The organism is Bacillus sp. FSL M7-1020, assembly GCF_038050415.1.
Lineage (GTDB): Bacteria > Bacillota > Bacilli > Bacillales > Bacillaceae_G > Bacillus_A > Bacillus_A toyonensis.
On sequence record NZ_JBBOTW010000001.1, the window covers coordinates 795,285 to 810,157 of the forward strand.

Genomic DNA, 14,873 nt, shown 5'->3' on the forward strand with positions numbered 1-14,873 from the left:
ATTCTTATATAAAGGAGTTTTTCTATATGTCTAAAGTTATTTTTCCTAAAGGATTTTTATGGGGTGGAGCAATCGCAGCCAATCAAGTTGAAGGAGCATATTTAGAAGATGGAAAAGGATTGACGGTAGTTGATCTATTGCCAACTGGTGAAAAACGTTGGGATATTATGAAGGGGAATATTCATTCCTTTACACCGGCAGAAGGGGAGTTTTATCCATCACACGAAGCGATTGATTTTTATCATCGTTATAAAGAAGATATCGCGCTGTTTGCAGAAATGGGATTTAAAGCGCTACGTGTATCTATCGCTTGGACACGTATTTTCCCAAATGGTGAAGATGAAAAGCCGAATGAAGCAGGATTACAGTTTTATGATAATTTATTTGATGAACTGTTAAAGCAGGGCATTGAACCAGTCGTTACGATGGCTCATTTTGATGTTCCTATTCATTTAGTAGAAAAGTATGGAAGCTGGAGAAGTAGAAAACTTGTCACTTTCTTTGAGACGTATGCAAAAACGATTTTTAATAGATATAAAGATAAAGTGAAATATTGGATGACATTTAACGAAATTAATATGCTTTTACATTTACCTTTCATGGGTGCAGGGCTAGCATTTAAAGAAGGTGAGAACAAAAAACAAATTCAGTATCAAGCAGCGCATCACCAACTTGTCGCAAGTGCGTTAGCTGTAAAAGCGTGTCATGAAATGATTCCAGACGCAAAAATCGGTTGTATGCTTGCTGCTGGTGCAACGTATCCATACACATGTAATCCAGACGATGTTTTTCGTGCGATGGAACAAGACCGTGAATCATTCTTCTTCATTGATGTACAAGCAAGAGGACAATATCCTGGATACGCAAAACGCTTCTTTAAAGATAACAATGTAACAATTGAAATGGAAAAAGAAGACGAGGAGATTTTAAAAGAGCATACAGTTGATTATATTGGATTTAGCTACTATTCAAGCCGAGCAACAAGTACAGATCCAGAAGTGTTAAAAAGCATAACGAGCGGGAATGTATTCGGTTCTGTTGAAAATCCATATTTGGAAAAATCAGAGTGGGGATGGACGATTGATCCGAAAGGCTTCCGTATTACAGCGAACCAACTTTACGATCGTTACCAAAAACCTTTATTTGTTGTTGAAAATGGTCTCGGTGCAATCGATCAATTAAATGGTGAAGACGAAGTGAATGATGAATACCGTATTGATTACTTGCAAAAACATATGATCGAAATGTCAGAAGCAATTCAAGATGGAGTAGATATTATCGGGTATACAAGCTGGGGCCCAATTGACCTTGTAAGTGCTTCTACTGGAGAAATGAAAAAACGTTATGGATATATATACGTTGATAAAGATAATGAAGGAAAAGGTTCATTAAAAAGATCGAAGAAAAACAGTTTCAATTGGTATAAAGAAGTAATTGAGACGAATGGTGAGAGTTTGGAGTCTTAAGTATGGAAAGGAGACATCTTAAATGATGTCTTCTTTTTTCATTGTAAATAAAGGATAGAGCTATATTTCCCTTTACACGAACATAACGGTATTATATAGTTAAGTTAAGTGAACTTAACTATATAACGAAACGAAATAACAGCATGGAGGAAGAATGCTATGACTAGATCGTATAAAGAAGTAATTAATGAAATGAACCGGGCTTATAATGAATTTTACATTTTACTATTTCAGGAGCTAAAAGATGAGTACGGTCTTACAGGACAGCAAGAGAGCATGCTATTTCATATTAATTTAAATGAAAATACGACAGCGAATCACATTGCGACTACTTTTAATATATCGAAAAGTGCTGTGAGCCAAGTTTTATCGAAATTGGAAAAACAGAAGATGATTTCGAAACAAGTAAACCCTAATAATAAACGGGAGTATTTCCTTACACTTGGTCCAAACGGTAGTAAGTATATAGAGCGGTTGTCTGATTTAGATGATGTATTAATTGAGAAGTACTTTTCGAAAATCGATATACATGCTTTAGAGCAAATGACCGATACGTTAACGAAAATAAATAAAGTTATATTAGAAGAAAAACAGAAGGATCTTGATTCTAATGAGTAAGAACGTAGATGAAGCAATTAGTAGAAAGGAGGAGAAGCATGTTATGAGTTACATACCAAATATGATTACGATAGCAAATTTTGTATGTGGGCTTTTGGCTATTTACGCTGTTTTCGTTCACGATATTTATTTAGGAGCAGTTTTTATTATTACAGGTATGTTATTTGATTTTTTTGATGGTATGGTCGCTCGGAAACTTGATGCTGTTTCGGAAATTGGCGGAGAGTTGGACTCGTTTGCGGATTTAGTTACCTTTGGTGTGGCACCGTCTATTCTTGCATATAGTGTCGCATTGAAAGATTTGCAGTCTATCGGGATGATATGTGCGCTTGCTTACAGTATTTGTGGCATGCTTCGGCTTGCGAGATTTAACACGCAGCAAAGCAAACTCCCGACATTTATCGGAATGCCAATACCATTCGCGGCAATGTGTCTCCTCATTTTATGCTTTTTGAATAATCCAGTTTCCGTGGCGTTTGGCACATGCGTACTCGCTTATTTAATGGTGAGCAAAATCAAATTCCCTCATTTTAAAAAAGATATATCGGAAAGCTTGAAGTTCGAAAGATGGGACTAATGAGAAAGGTAAGGAGCATTGCATGATTCGTATGGCATTAAGATCATTTAACATACAAATGTATTGTTTGCTAGGGGTGATGGTATTAGGATGGCTTATGACACCTTTTTCAGCCCAGTTTGTAGGGGGGGGCATTGGCCTTTTAGTGAGTATGTATTGCGCCTGGATTTTAGGAAGGCGTATTGAAAAGTTCGGAGACAGCATTGTGAAAAAAGAAAAAGCGCCGATGCTTGGAATGATAAATCGGTTTGCAGCCGCAATACTCGGCGCGATTATTATGTATGAAATTGAACATCATGATTTCATGTGGACATTTGCTGCTGGAATTATGGTTGGGTATTTCTTAATTATTATTAATTTAGGATATTACAGCATGAAAGATGTGAAGGAATAAAGAGTTGTGTGAATCACTAATTTGGATGACTTACATGTATAAACGTAAAAGCTTTCCTTTATGGAGAGCTTTTTTATTATAAAGAAAAGACACCCTGAGGTGCCTTTCTCCGACTTGAACCATTTTCATTTCATACGAATCTATCCGTATTACCCCTTTGTTATAAATGTAAACACACCCTATAAAACAGAATTGTTTATATACATCAGATTGTTAGTTCATAAAATAAAAGAGATTTGAGATCAGTATCGGAGTAACGCCACATCCCCTATAATGATTGATATGTTACGCCTGTCAAAAGAATCTGCTTTATAGAATATGTCCACAATTTATATTTTACTATATTTAATATTCATTAAGTGTATCTTTTCACTAATATGTATAATTACATAAAGTTTACGGGGAAAAGAGAGTATACTTTAATATTGTGTAATAAAGATAAAGGCCACCTACGGAAATAGGGGGCCTTTTAACGTAAAAAGAAAAGACACCCATATATGAGTGTCTTTTCCGATAGTTTTTTAGCAGAAGCAAGAAGCTCCAACGATGATTAATAAAATAAATAATACAACTAATAAAGCAAAGCCTCCAGAAAATCCACAGCCGCCACAACTACCACCAAATCCCATAATAGTTCCTCCTTTTAATAAGAGGGGAAAACAAAAGGTCACTCATGCATTTTAACGGATTCAAATTACTTTATGTTTTTTACGCAATAATTGAGCAGGTCCTTTTGAAAATAAAAAAAGACACTCTAAGGTAACTTTGTCCAACTTGAACTACTTTCATTTTAATAATATCGTTGTAAGTTTAAAAACTATAGAGATTTTTCCTGTGGGCTTTGTAAGTAGTTTTTACGAGATTATGAGTGTTTTTTATTTTGTATTTCAATTAATTCATCTTTAGTCATTTGTATATAATGTTCTTTTTCTGTTAGTTCAAATATAAATAATGCTTTTTTCATGTTATTCACAACATCTTCTTCATCATGTTGTTTAATCTTTAATAAATACTGACCTTTTAAATAGAATAGTTCACCTAATAGGTATAAAGTGTTTAGATTAATAGCTAATTTGATGCCCTTATCAAGGTGTTTTATTGCTTCTTCATGTTGATAGGTGAAGTCTAAACATTTTGCTAAATTTAAAATAATTTTTAATTTAATTTCTTTATCTCTAGGAAAATCTAACTTATTAAAATTAGTTAAACATTTTTTTAACATATTAATACTTTTTTCGTATTCTTTGTTTTCCGCATACAATATAGCAGTTGATTGCATAATATCTATTTCTCTTTCTGATAAACAATCAACATTGGTTAAAGTTAGTTTTAATGCATTATTAAGAAGAGTTAAAGCCGCTTTTGTTGAGTTATTCACACGATATATAGCAATTGCTTCATACCATATTAGAAATTGTTTATCTTCTGTTAATTGGAAATTGTTTTCGTTTTTCTCTTTTTTTACTATTTCATAAAGTTCTTTATATTGTTTTTGCTTTACACAATCTCTCATTACATATTTTACATTTTTTACGTATTTTAATTTTTTGTTTTGAGTTAGTGCAAATATATTATTTGGATCAACACCAAGTCTTTCTGATAATTGATATAACAATATGCTAGATGGATAAATCATACCTTTTTCTATCTTGCTAATTTGACTTTGTGAACATATGCCATGACATAATTCGGATTGTGATATATTTTTTTTAATTCGAAGTTCTTTAATGGTAATACCCAAATCACAAAATTCCATTTTTCCCCCTACTATTTAGCGCTTTATTAGTATAATAATATTCTCCATCCTTAATGTAATGTAAAATTAATATAGTTGCAATTATTGTTTTTTAAGGCCTTTTTATAAAATTTCATTATAAAAGGCTCCTTCTTCCGAATCGAACCATCATGCATAAGTATAAAATTACATAAAACCCACCTACGGAAATAGATGGGCCTTACTATTAGGTGTTACTCCTTCATTGTACAGAAGGGAATTTGCTAGCATATCCTTAAAGTTCTTACATTGAGAAATAAAGAAAAGACACCCTGAGGTGCCTTTCTTCGACTTGAACCATCTTAATTTTAATAATATTGGGATTCTCATCCCAATATTATTTTACCATGTTAAGTTATTTTATTCATTGAGAAATATGTTTCAAATATATATTTTATTGGGATTTTTTTATATAAGAGGCTATATTTAAACTATATGTAAGTTTTTTAATAATAATATCTTATGAAATTCTGTTTCTCTCCTTTAAATGTAACAATTTATGAGTATAAGAATATTTTTCAACTTTTAATATAATGTAAAATTAGTATGGAACTTATTTTATGAAAAAACGTTAACCGAAAGAGAGTTTGAATTGGCTATTTGAAGAAATTAATAATATCATGTGTGTTGGCTACATTCTGTCTAAATATGGTAGGATGTTCTAATAGTATGGGTACACTAAGGGATAAGTCTAAAAATTCAACAACTGTGAAGTGTGAACGTATCAACAAAGCGTGGTACAAACATATGTAATAGTTTAAAGAAATTTGAAACGGTTGATGTTAAAGGGCATAAGGAAAAATTAATTAGGCCGATAGTAGATGCTGATAATTGGAATAATGATAGTACTTAGAAATCCAATGAAAGCTTTTCTATTCATATTGTTTATTCCTCTCTTTTGTTGATCTACATAGTAAAAGCACTCATCTGAGTGCTATCACTTACTTCACTACTTTGTTCATAATCCCCTTATAAAGGTAATGTGAACTTTAAAAATGTTTATTGTAGATTTTTTGTTTTCATCTGTTCTTCATAAACAAACTTAGCTGTCATAAAATCGTTAGGAAAATCTTTTAATGCGTTTTTCATCATGTTCAATTCTTCTTGTGATTTTATTTCAATGCCATATAAGAAATCGTACGCTTTCGTTTGCTCACTAGCAACAAAGTTTTGAGTCATGTAATCATCTTTGAAGTATTGCTTCGCTTTTTCCTTCACTGGATTTGCAAATGAACCTGTAGATTGTTGTTGTTTAACTTCTTCTTTCTTTTCCGGTTGAGCAGCAGGTTGTTGCGTTTCGCGCTTTTATTCTTCTTTTTTAGGTTGTTCTTTCTTTGCTAATTCTTCTTTTAATCTTTTCACTTCAGCATCTAGCGTTTTATTTTGCGTTTCCAATAGTGATATATCCCCTTTTAATTTATCCCGCTATTTGTGGGGCTGCCCGTAAACGCCCGATTGGTGAAGGCTAATAATCAGTGGGGATGAACAAAACCCCCACTGATTAAAGTTTCACTTTATCAATCTCTTTAGATTTATCATCAGTTTCTTTATAAACGATATCTAATAGTATGTTGATCTTTCACATGAAAATTTAGAGCTAATACCATTCCTGTTATGATTAGCAAAATGAAGATACAGTTGATACTCCAAATACAGCCAACGGTCGTAGAAATGGTCTTTTAACATATTAATCCCCCCCTCAAGTATGGAACGATATACTAGAGGGGGGATGGGTGATTACAATCATGCTATTAATAAGAACCCCATAAATGATAAACCATTCCACTAACAAAAAACACTAATCCTAAAACCAAAACAATTATAGCAAGTATTCCATTTTGATTATGCTCCATAAAGTAGCTCCTTTGAGATTTATTTTTAACCCGCATTAACTGCCTGTAAAAGCCTGATTAAAGTTTCACTTTATATACAAAAAAGCCTTTAGTCGTAATTATGGCTAAAGGCTTTGAGCATTATACTTTTTAGTTTGGAAAATCTTATAAGAAGAATAACCTGTATGTTATATAGAGAAGAATTTATAATATTTTTATCAAATTTGGAACTGTAATGTACTAGCTTGATAATGAAGCTGGACTATTGGAATTGAAAAATTTTAGTTTTATTATAACTAATAGAAAGGAAAGTAGTGTGAATAGAAATCCACTCCAAATAAGCTGGTGAATACCTAAGTTTGAAATGAACCAGCCTCCAATAGTTGTTCCTAAAGTAATTCCGAGATTTGAGAATGAAACGAATAGGCTATTACCAAATTCAGGTGCTTCTTTTGCTTCACTTATTAACCATGTTTGACCAACAATTAATCCGCCAGCATGCACGATTCCCCAAATGAATACTATAAAAATCATTGGAACAAGGTAGGAACCTAAATAATAAACTAATATGTAAACGATAGAATATAAAATAGGGAAGGATAGTACTGTATTTACTATACTTTTTTGCAGGAGACTACCAAATAAATGATTACCTAAAATCATAACTATACCAAATATGAATAGCATAATACTGATGAGAGATCCATTCATGGAAGTTACTGTTGCAAGGTATTCAGCGAAGTAGCTGTATACGGAAAACATGGCTGCAAAAAGGAATGTGACGGTTAAAATATTTAACCATAATCCTGGTTTGCCGAGTATACGAATTTGTTTGCCGAAAGAAATTTTTTCTGTAACAGGCATAGAAGGAAGGTAGATTAGTATTCCAATGAATGCAAGAGTGTTAACGAATGCTCCGAATAAGAAAGCAATTTCTAGTGAAAATTGGTCTGCAAGGTAAGAGGTTAATGGTACGCCTAGAGCAAAACCAACTGTAATTCCCATGAAAACTTTTGTAACGGCTTGACCACTCTTCTCAGGAGGGACAAGTTTAGCAGCTGTTACAAGAGCGATTGAAAAGAAGAGTGGATGAAGCGCTGCCGGTAAAATACGAAAAATAAGCATGATTTCAAATTGTGTTGTATAAGCGTAGATTAAATTTGAAATAACAAATATGAAAATTGCTGTTAATAAAATTATTTTGCGATTAATCCCAGAGACGAGCAAAATTAAAAACGGACCAGAAATAGCAACAACTAGTGCGAATATACTTACTAAAAATCCTGCTTGTGCAGTTGAAATGCCGAATTTCTGAGTGATTTGTGGTAATACACCGACAATACCCATTTCGGTAGTAATAATTCCGAACACACCTATTGCGAGTGTCAGAATAAGTAAAGGATTTACTTTTTTCATTTATAAAACTCTCCATTCGTACTAGTATTTTGAAAGTAAATTCATTAACAAAGAAGCATTATTGCAAGCATGATTGGATGTCAATATTATTAGGACTATGTAATTTGAAATACAATAACAGATATCTAAATAATTAGATATGATGTGTTAAAAAAATTTCTCCTTTCCATGTTTCTTGCTTTTATAGGTAGTGCAATTTTATAAAAAAGCAGAATGTGTGAAGGCTAATAATCAATTGGTATGCTAATTGATTATTAGCTTTCACTTTATAATTCGTTTTGGACGTATTCAGAAAACTCTTGTATTGTTTTTTCATTTCGACGATAGTAAGTCCATTTTCCAATTCGGTCAGAGTCTAGTAGTCCTGCCTTTTTCATAGTTAATAAATAACTAGAAATAACCGATTGGGCTAAACCAGTTTTAAGCTGGATATCTCCTACACATACTCCAACTTGAAAGTTAAGGCCTTGCTCTAGATAAGGTTTTTCATCGAAATAGTTTTCTGGATTTTTCAACCATGATAAAATTTGACATCTTGTTTCATTTGACAATGCTTTATAAATTAATAAAGGTTCCATAAGGAAATTATATCTACTTTTACAGATTTGTAAATGGGTTTTGGTGATTTTAAGGGAAGAAGGTATAGTTGATCCCTTTGAATAGGCATAAGGTGTTCTTGATCTGTACTCTTTGTAAAGGACATTCTAAAAAAAGTTAGGTAACCTAAAAAAGATGATTTCTGTATGCGAACAGGAGTCATCTTCTTTAAATTCTATTGATAGCAAGAGTGATTATAGTACGTCATATATTTCTTAATTTCATGTTTTAACTGAACAAACGATTCACATGATTTTATATATGTTTCATCGATTAAAGTACTACGAGGATTACGTGCAAAAATGATAATCTTGTTACGTTCAAGCATGTTGTTGCCTAGCTATCAATGGCGGATTCCTAAGAAGAGTAATAATAAAACTCAACTGAAGATTTAAGAAAAATTTTATGTTTCCCCCACTTTTTATTTTAGAAGTTTTTCCTATCCTATAAATGAGTTACATCATGAAGGAGACTAAAAACGACAAAGTCATAGATGAAAATGTAAAGTTAGGGGATTCTGCATGCATACAGAAGTTTTGATGAGTTATTTGTATACTTATTTCTTTACTGTTATTTTTTGTATTGTATTTCAAATTGGATTTTATTTTAAAACGAAAAGAACTATATCTATTTGGCATTTTCTATGGGTGTATGTTTTTCTGTTTTACCTTTCGCTAGTGTATGGGGTGACGCAGATCGCGACAGTATGGGATATAAGTAGAAATGAAACGTGGATTCGTGTAAGTCAAATTAACTTGACTTTATTTGATACTGCAGGTAGTACTGCATACCTTTTGAACATTGTACTGTTTATGCCGTTAGGTTTTTTATTACCGACTATTTGGCCGCAGTTTAGAAAAATGAAAAATACTATATATGCGGGATTCTTTTTTTCACTTGCAATTGAGTTAAGTCAATTACTAAATAGTAGAATTACAGATATTGATGATGTATTTACGAATACTCTCGGGGCGATTATTGGGTATGTATTATATAGAGTTTTATTTAAACTGATAGATAAAAGAGAGGGGAAAAAGCTTGATACTAACACTTCTCTAGCTATACAATACGAAGCTGTTTTTTATTTGGTTTTCTCACTTGTAGGTGTGATGTTAATTTATTATCCTGGAGACCTGTAATCTTCCAATGAGATGATTACGAATTTATTTTTAACGCTCGTGCGATATTTCAATTTGTAAAAAAAGCCTTTAACTGGTTATAGCTAAAGGCTTTTCTCATCATAATTTTAGTTACCAATTACCCACTCCAACATCCGCATTCAACCACTTCACCCAATCCAAATCCTCTACCTTAAGCAAACTGAGCGAAACACCTTTCATATCTAAAGAAGTTAGAAGGGTACCGACTTTTACGAACTTCACATGTAATCCCTCCAGCTCACATAAACGGCGAATATCATTTGCGAAAATGTATTGTTCCATTAATGGTGTGGCACCGAGTCCATTAATGAGAATAGCGAAGTTGTCGCCTTTTCTCCAGCGATAAATGCTTTTTAGTTTGTTCATTAGTTCGATTGCTAATATTTCAGAAGAGGATAGTGCTTCTTTACGGTATCCTTTCTCTCCGTGAATGCCGACGCCGTAAAAGACTTCATCGTCGTTTAATGTGAATGAAGCTTTTCCTTTCACTGGATCGTTTGCAGGTGAAAGTGCGACTCCCAATGTGTGTAAGTTTTCGGTGATAGAGCGGCCAAGTGTTGTTAGTTCTTCTAAAGAATGTCCGCTCTCAGCAGCCGCACCAAGTATTTTTTGAACGAAAACAGTGCCAGCGACGCCGCGTCTTCTTTTATTAAAAGAAGCATCATCTTCAATTGAAACGTCGTCATTTACGATGATGTGGTCAATTTGTCTTCCTTCTTTTTTGGCAATTTGCTTCGCCGCTAGAAAATTCTCAACGTCATCTTTAAAGTTTTTAATGATGAATAAAATACTTTTATCCTTTGGTATAAGGTGAGTAGCTGCGACAATTTGTTCTACTGTAGGCGGAGTGAAAATACTGCCATTTACTGCCGCTGTAAGCATTCCTTTTCCTACATAACCAATATCAGCAGGTTCATGTCCGCTACCACCACCGCTTATAATAGCGACGTCTTGCTTCAGTTTGTCGATATCTTTTACATAAATGATGTTGTTTGTTTCGTCGTAATTTAATTTGTCGTTATGTTCAAAATAAAAGCCATGCAGCATATCTTGAACGATATGTTGTACATCATTCATAATCTTTTTCATTGCTTTTGCCACCCTTTAATTACTTTGCTGATTGCTCCAGTAATAGTAGTAATTGATTGTTGATCATATTTTTCATGAGAGAAGACATAATGGAAGGATCTACTTCGCATTTGCTTTCAATCCAATCCTTTATCGTTCCAACGAAGCCGTGACTATAAAAGGAGGCAATCGTATTTTTTGTCTCGTCAGAAAGGCTGAATCCACAGCTCACGGATAGTTCATCAATAATCTTCATATATAAGTTTTTCGTATGCTCAAATAAATAGTGATTAAACGAGTTTTGTTCAATGACTTTAAAAGCATTTCGGTAAAATTTTTGATTTTCATAAAAGTAATCAAATAATAAATCGAAAATGTTTTCCCACGTTTCATAGTCGAGAAAGTCGATAATGTTTTCTTTCGTTTCTTCTCTATAAATCCAGCTTAATAGTTCAAATTTATCTTTAAAATGATAATAAAAAGTTTGTCTACGCATTTGACAGTGTAACATAATATCGCTTACTGATATTTTATGAAACGACTCTGTTTCCATTAAATATTTCAATGAGTTCGCGATTATCTTTTTAGAAATTATAGAAGAGGTCATCTGAATCATCCCTAGAATGTTATTAATATAAAAATCCTATCTATAAATGAGAGCGGTGTCTTTAGACAGATTGTCCATTTTGTCCGTTTACTATAAAACGCTTTCATTTTAACATGGTTAGTAAGAAGAAGATTTCAAATATATCACAATATATTAAAGGAATTGAGGGAGAATCACAATGAAAAAGATTATAAACAAACCAGAAACATTAGTTATGGAAATGTGTAACGGAATGGTTATGGCTCACCCAGAGCTTGAGCTTTTGAAAAAATATAAAGTAATTAAGAAAAAAGAAATGAATGAAAATAAAGTAACGTTAATTAGTGGCGGCGGTAGTGGTCATGAGCCAGCACATGCAGGACTAGTCGGAAAAGGAATGTTAGATGCGGCAGTGTGCGGAGATGTGTTTGCTTCTCCTTCGCAAATTCAGGTATATCAAGCAATTAAAGAGACAGCTAGTAAAAAAGGTACGTTATTAATTATTAAAAACTACAGCGGCGATATTATGAATTTCAAAAACGGTGCGCATTTAGCCAAGGAAGATGGAATTGAAGTCGATTACGTAAAAGTTGACGATGATATTGCGGTAGAAGATAGTCTGTATACAGTAGGACGCCGCGGCGTTGCGGGCGTTATTCTCGTTCATAAAATTGCCGGCGCAGCAGCGGAAGCAGGTATGGATTTAGGCGCGGTGAAAGCTGTAGCGGAAAAAGCAGCGGCTAACGTGCGTACAATCGGTTTAGCGTTAACGTCTTGTACAGTTCCAGCGAGCGGATCACCTACTTTCACACTTGCGGAAGATGAAATGGAATACGGCGTTGGTATTCACGGCGAACCAGGAATTAAGCGTGAAAAAACGATGTCAGCTGATGAGTTAGCTAAACGTATGACAAATGATTTAATAAAAGATTTAGGAGTAAAAGATGGCGAGGAAATTGCGCTTCTAGTAAATGGTTTTGGTGGTACACCACTGCAAGAACTATACTTATTTAATAACGCAGTTACGAGAGAATTAGCTGCTAGAAACATTAAAATTAATAGAGTATTCGTCGGTAACTATATGACGAGTATTGATATGGCTGGTATGTCTTTAACAGTGATGAAGTTAGATGATGAGCTAAAAACATTACTATCGAAAGAATGTAATACACCAGCGTTTAAAGTAGATGGACCAGTTGAAAGTGTAGAGTACGTGAATGTACTTGAAGAGGCAGAAGAGAAAGAAGTTTCATTTGAAATAGAAACAGCGGAAGAGCACGCTGTGATTAAAGATAATATCATTACATTAAACAACATGATTTATCTCGTTGATAAAATGAGCGACATTATTATTAAAAATGAAGTACCGTTCTGTGAGTTAGATACACATGCAGGTGACGGCGACTTCGGAATGAGTGTTGCGAAAGGATTTAAGCAATTAAAACGTGAGTGGCATTCTATTGTAGAACAAGAAAATGTAACGATCGGATCATTCCTTGACGGTTGTTCCATGATTATTATGGAACATTGCGGCGGCGCATCTGGTCCAATTTGGGGCGGTGCATTCCGCGCAGCTAGTAAAGCAGCAGGCGAGAAGCGTGAGTTAACAGTGAAAGAATTTGCTGAAATGTTGCAAGCAGCACTGCAAGGCATACAATCTATCGGTGAAAGATCGTTCGGTAGAGGTGCAGTAGTTGGTGATAAAACACTTGTTGATGCACTTGCTCCATGTGTGGATTCTTGGTTAGCTAGCGCTTCAAACGAAGTAGACATGAAAACTGCCTTTGAAAAAGGTGCAGAAGCAGCCGTTAAAGGAGCAGAGTACACGAAAGAAATCGTAGCTCGCATGGGCCGCGCCGGTACAGTTGGTGAAAGAAGTTTAGGCTATCCAGATGCAGGTGCACATGCGCTTGGAGTTATCTTTACGGAGATTGCGGGTAGTTTGAAATAGGAATTAGAAGATCCCCTCTGCCTTAAGGTGGAGGGGATCTTTATTTATAATCATCATTCTTCCAGTGAAAAATTTTATTTGTTAGCCAATCTAGAAGCTGCTTCTTCAACTTCTTTATACGCATTTTGTAATACTTCATTTGGATCTAGTACTGCTGTTCCTTGTGCACGAACGATTTGATAATCTTCAATACCAAAGAAATTAAACATTGCTTTTAAATATTTATGAGAGTATTCCACTTCTGTATACCAATCATCATTTGTATAGATCCCGCCACTTGCTTGTATAACAAGCATTCTTCTTCCATCTTTAAGTAATCCAACTGATCCAGTTTCAGTATATTTAAATGTTTCACGTGCAATCATGATATTGTCCATGTAATCTTTTAACTTTGATGGAATATTAAAGTTGTGCAAAGGTAATACGATAACATACGTATTTGCACTTTTAAATTGTTGTAAAATCTCGGACATACGCTCTGTTACTTTTTGTTCTTCATCAGTTAACTTTTGTCCATTTCCTTGCTTTTCCCATGCGCTTAAAACAGTTTTATCTATCATTGGTACTACATCATCGTATAAATTAATCTGTTCAATCGTTTCATTATGAGGAATTAATTCTTTATAAGATACTAAAAAGTGGTTAAGAACCTTAATGCTGACTGATGATGGATCATCCACTTTCGGATGTGCGTTTATGATAAGTGTTTTGTTCATTTGTATTTCCCCTTTTTAAAAGTTTTTACGTTTTAATTGCCGACTAAGTTAATCGTCGATTAACTTAGTCTTTAATATAAGCTCTGAAATTATTTTTGTCAAATGAAATACATACTATTCTAAAAGAGCCTTTTTTTATTTGACTAAAATTCTAAATGGTCCTAAGATACAATTTGATAACCCTTAAAATAAAAAGCAGGTGATTTGTATATGCAATATAGTGTTGGGGTTGAATATGCCTTGCATTGCCTAGTTTATTTAATTAATACTCCTTCCAAGGAAAGTGTTGGAATAAAGGATTTGGCAGAGTTTCAAGGACTTTCTGAAACATTTCTTTCAAAAGTTTTCGGTAAATTATCTAAAGCTGGCATTGTGAATTCTGTCCCAGGTGTAAAGGGAGGGTATAGGTTAGCTAAGTCTCCAGAAGATATCTCTTTTTGGGATGTAATAGAAGCTGTCGAAGGTCCAAAACCTATTTTTCAATGTAAAAATATTGTGCAGAATGGCCTACTATATCGAGACGAGGCTTGTAATTCTTGTGAACCTAGCAATTCTTCTTGTACAATTAACTTAGTAATGCTTGAAGCAGAAGAACACATGCGTGAGTTTCTTCGTAAAAAGACTCTTGCATGGTTAGATAAAGAACTTGATATTGTTTTACCTGAAAAGATAAGGGGAGATACTCGTGAATACTTCAAACAAAAAAACTCTAACTAAA

14 protein-coding genes and 2 pseudogenes are annotated in these 14,873 nt (G+C 33.8%); 7 read left to right on the plus strand and 9 right to left on the minus strand.

What is annotated here, in order from left to right; genetic code table 11:
- Positions 1-26: 26 nt before the first annotated feature.
- The 4 genes from MHB70_RS04030 (at position 27) to MHB70_RS04045 (ending at position 3,055) form a co-directional block, all read left to right on the plus strand.
- Positions 27-1,466, plus strand: a complete 1,440-nt coding sequence (locus MHB70_RS04030; RefSeq protein WP_000048730.1) for a 6-phospho-beta-glucosidase — start codon at positions 27-29, stop codon at positions 1,464-1,466.
- 159 nt (positions 1,467-1,625) lie between these two features.
- Positions 1,626-2,084 (plus strand): MarR family winged helix-turn-helix transcriptional regulator, encoded by a 459-nt coding sequence (locus tag MHB70_RS04035; RefSeq protein WP_000198623.1) that lies wholly within the window; start codon positions 1,626-1,628, stop codon positions 2,082-2,084.
- Positions 2,077-2,661, plus strand: coding sequence for a CDP-diacylglycerol--serine O-phosphatidyltransferase (gene pssA / locus MHB70_RS04040; protein WP_000042261.1), 585 nt, complete (start codon positions 2,077-2,079; stop codon positions 2,659-2,661). The genes MHB70_RS04035 and pssA overlap by 8 nt, the downstream gene beginning before the upstream one ends.
- Positions 2,662-2,683: 22 nt before the next feature.
- Positions 2,684-3,055 (plus strand): ATP synthase subunit I, encoded by a 372-nt coding sequence (locus tag MHB70_RS04045; RefSeq protein ID WP_000620621.1) that lies wholly within the window; start codon positions 2,684-2,686, stop codon positions 3,053-3,055.
- A gap of 521 nt (positions 3,056-3,576) precedes the next feature.
- Here MHB70_RS04045 and MHB70_RS04050 read toward each other — a convergent pair.
- From MHB70_RS04050 to MHB70_RS04075, 6 genes and pseudogenes are all read right to left on the minus strand, one after another.
- The gene (locus tag MHB70_RS04050; protein WP_000505673.1) at positions 3,577-3,684 is read right to left on the minus strand and encodes a YjcZ family sporulation protein; all 108 of its coding nucleotides are present in this window, start codon (positions 3,682-3,684) and stop codon (positions 3,577-3,579) included.
- A 233-nt stretch (positions 3,685-3,917) separates the two neighbouring features.
- The gene (locus tag MHB70_RS04055) at positions 3,918-4,811 is read right to left on the minus strand and encodes a helix-turn-helix domain-containing protein (RefSeq protein ID WP_000393590.1); all 894 of its coding nucleotides are present in this window, start codon (positions 4,809-4,811) and stop codon (positions 3,918-3,920) included.
- Between the two features lie 1,017 nt (positions 4,812-5,828).
- Positions 5,829-6,248: pseudogene (locus MHB70_RS04060) on the minus strand (Branched-chain amino acid permease); the annotation flags it as partial.
- A gap of 653 nt (positions 6,249-6,901) precedes the next feature.
- Positions 6,902-8,077, minus strand: a complete 1,176-nt coding sequence (locus MHB70_RS04065) for an MFS transporter (protein WP_061529389.1) — start codon at positions 8,075-8,077, stop codon at positions 6,902-6,904.
- A gap of 266 nt (positions 8,078-8,343) precedes the next feature.
- Positions 8,344-8,655, minus strand: coding sequence for an ArsR/SmtB family transcription factor (locus MHB70_RS04070; RefSeq protein ID WP_000433544.1), 312 nt, complete (start codon positions 8,653-8,655; stop codon positions 8,344-8,346).
- Between the two features lie 194 nt (positions 8,656-8,849).
- A pseudogene (locus tag MHB70_RS04075) lies at positions 8,850-8,951 on the minus strand (TetR family transcriptional regulator); the annotation flags it as partial.
- Positions 8,952-9,195: 244 nt separating this feature from the next.
- Here MHB70_RS04075 and MHB70_RS04080 point away from each other — a divergent pair.
- Entirely contained in the window at positions 9,196-9,813 is a 618-nt protein-coding gene (locus MHB70_RS04080; protein WP_154698687.1) for a VanZ family protein, read from the plus strand.
- Positions 9,814-9,924: 111 nt separating this feature from the next.
- On the opposite strand, the gene dhaQ is transcribed toward MHB70_RS04080, so the two are convergent.
- Entirely contained in the window at positions 9,925-10,923 is a 999-nt protein-coding gene (dhaQ, locus tag MHB70_RS04085) for a DhaKLM operon coactivator DhaQ (protein WP_000723336.1), read from the minus strand.
- 19 nt (positions 10,924-10,942) lie between these two features.
- Positions 10,943-11,509 carry a dihydroxyacetone kinase transcriptional activator DhaS gene (dhaS, locus tag MHB70_RS04090; RefSeq protein ID WP_000204220.1) on the minus strand — a complete coding sequence of 189 codons (567 nt, stop codon included), beginning with the start codon at positions 11,507-11,509 and terminating at the stop codon, positions 10,943-10,945.
- A gap of 178 nt (positions 11,510-11,687) precedes the next feature.
- Here dhaS and dhaK point away from each other — a divergent pair, with 178 nt between their 5' ends.
- Positions 11,688-13,439 carry a dihydroxyacetone kinase subunit DhaK gene (dhaK, locus tag MHB70_RS04095; protein WP_000720706.1) on the plus strand — a complete coding sequence of 584 codons (1,752 nt, stop codon included), beginning with the start codon at positions 11,688-11,690 and terminating at the stop codon, positions 13,437-13,439.
- Positions 13,440-13,513: 74 nt separating this feature from the next.
- On the opposite strand, the gene MHB70_RS04100 is transcribed toward dhaK, so the two are convergent.
- Positions 13,514-14,155, minus strand: a complete 642-nt coding sequence (locus MHB70_RS04100; protein ID WP_001044341.1) for an FMN-dependent NADH-azoreductase — start codon at positions 14,153-14,155, stop codon at positions 13,514-13,516.
- A gap of 210 nt (positions 14,156-14,365) precedes the next feature.
- Here MHB70_RS04100 and MHB70_RS04105 point away from each other — a divergent pair, with 210 nt between their 5' ends.
- Positions 14,366-14,872, plus strand: coding sequence for an RrF2 family transcriptional regulator (locus MHB70_RS04105; protein WP_061529388.1), 507 nt, complete (start codon positions 14,366-14,368; stop codon positions 14,870-14,872).
- The last annotated feature ends 1 nt before the right edge of the window (position 14,873 follow it).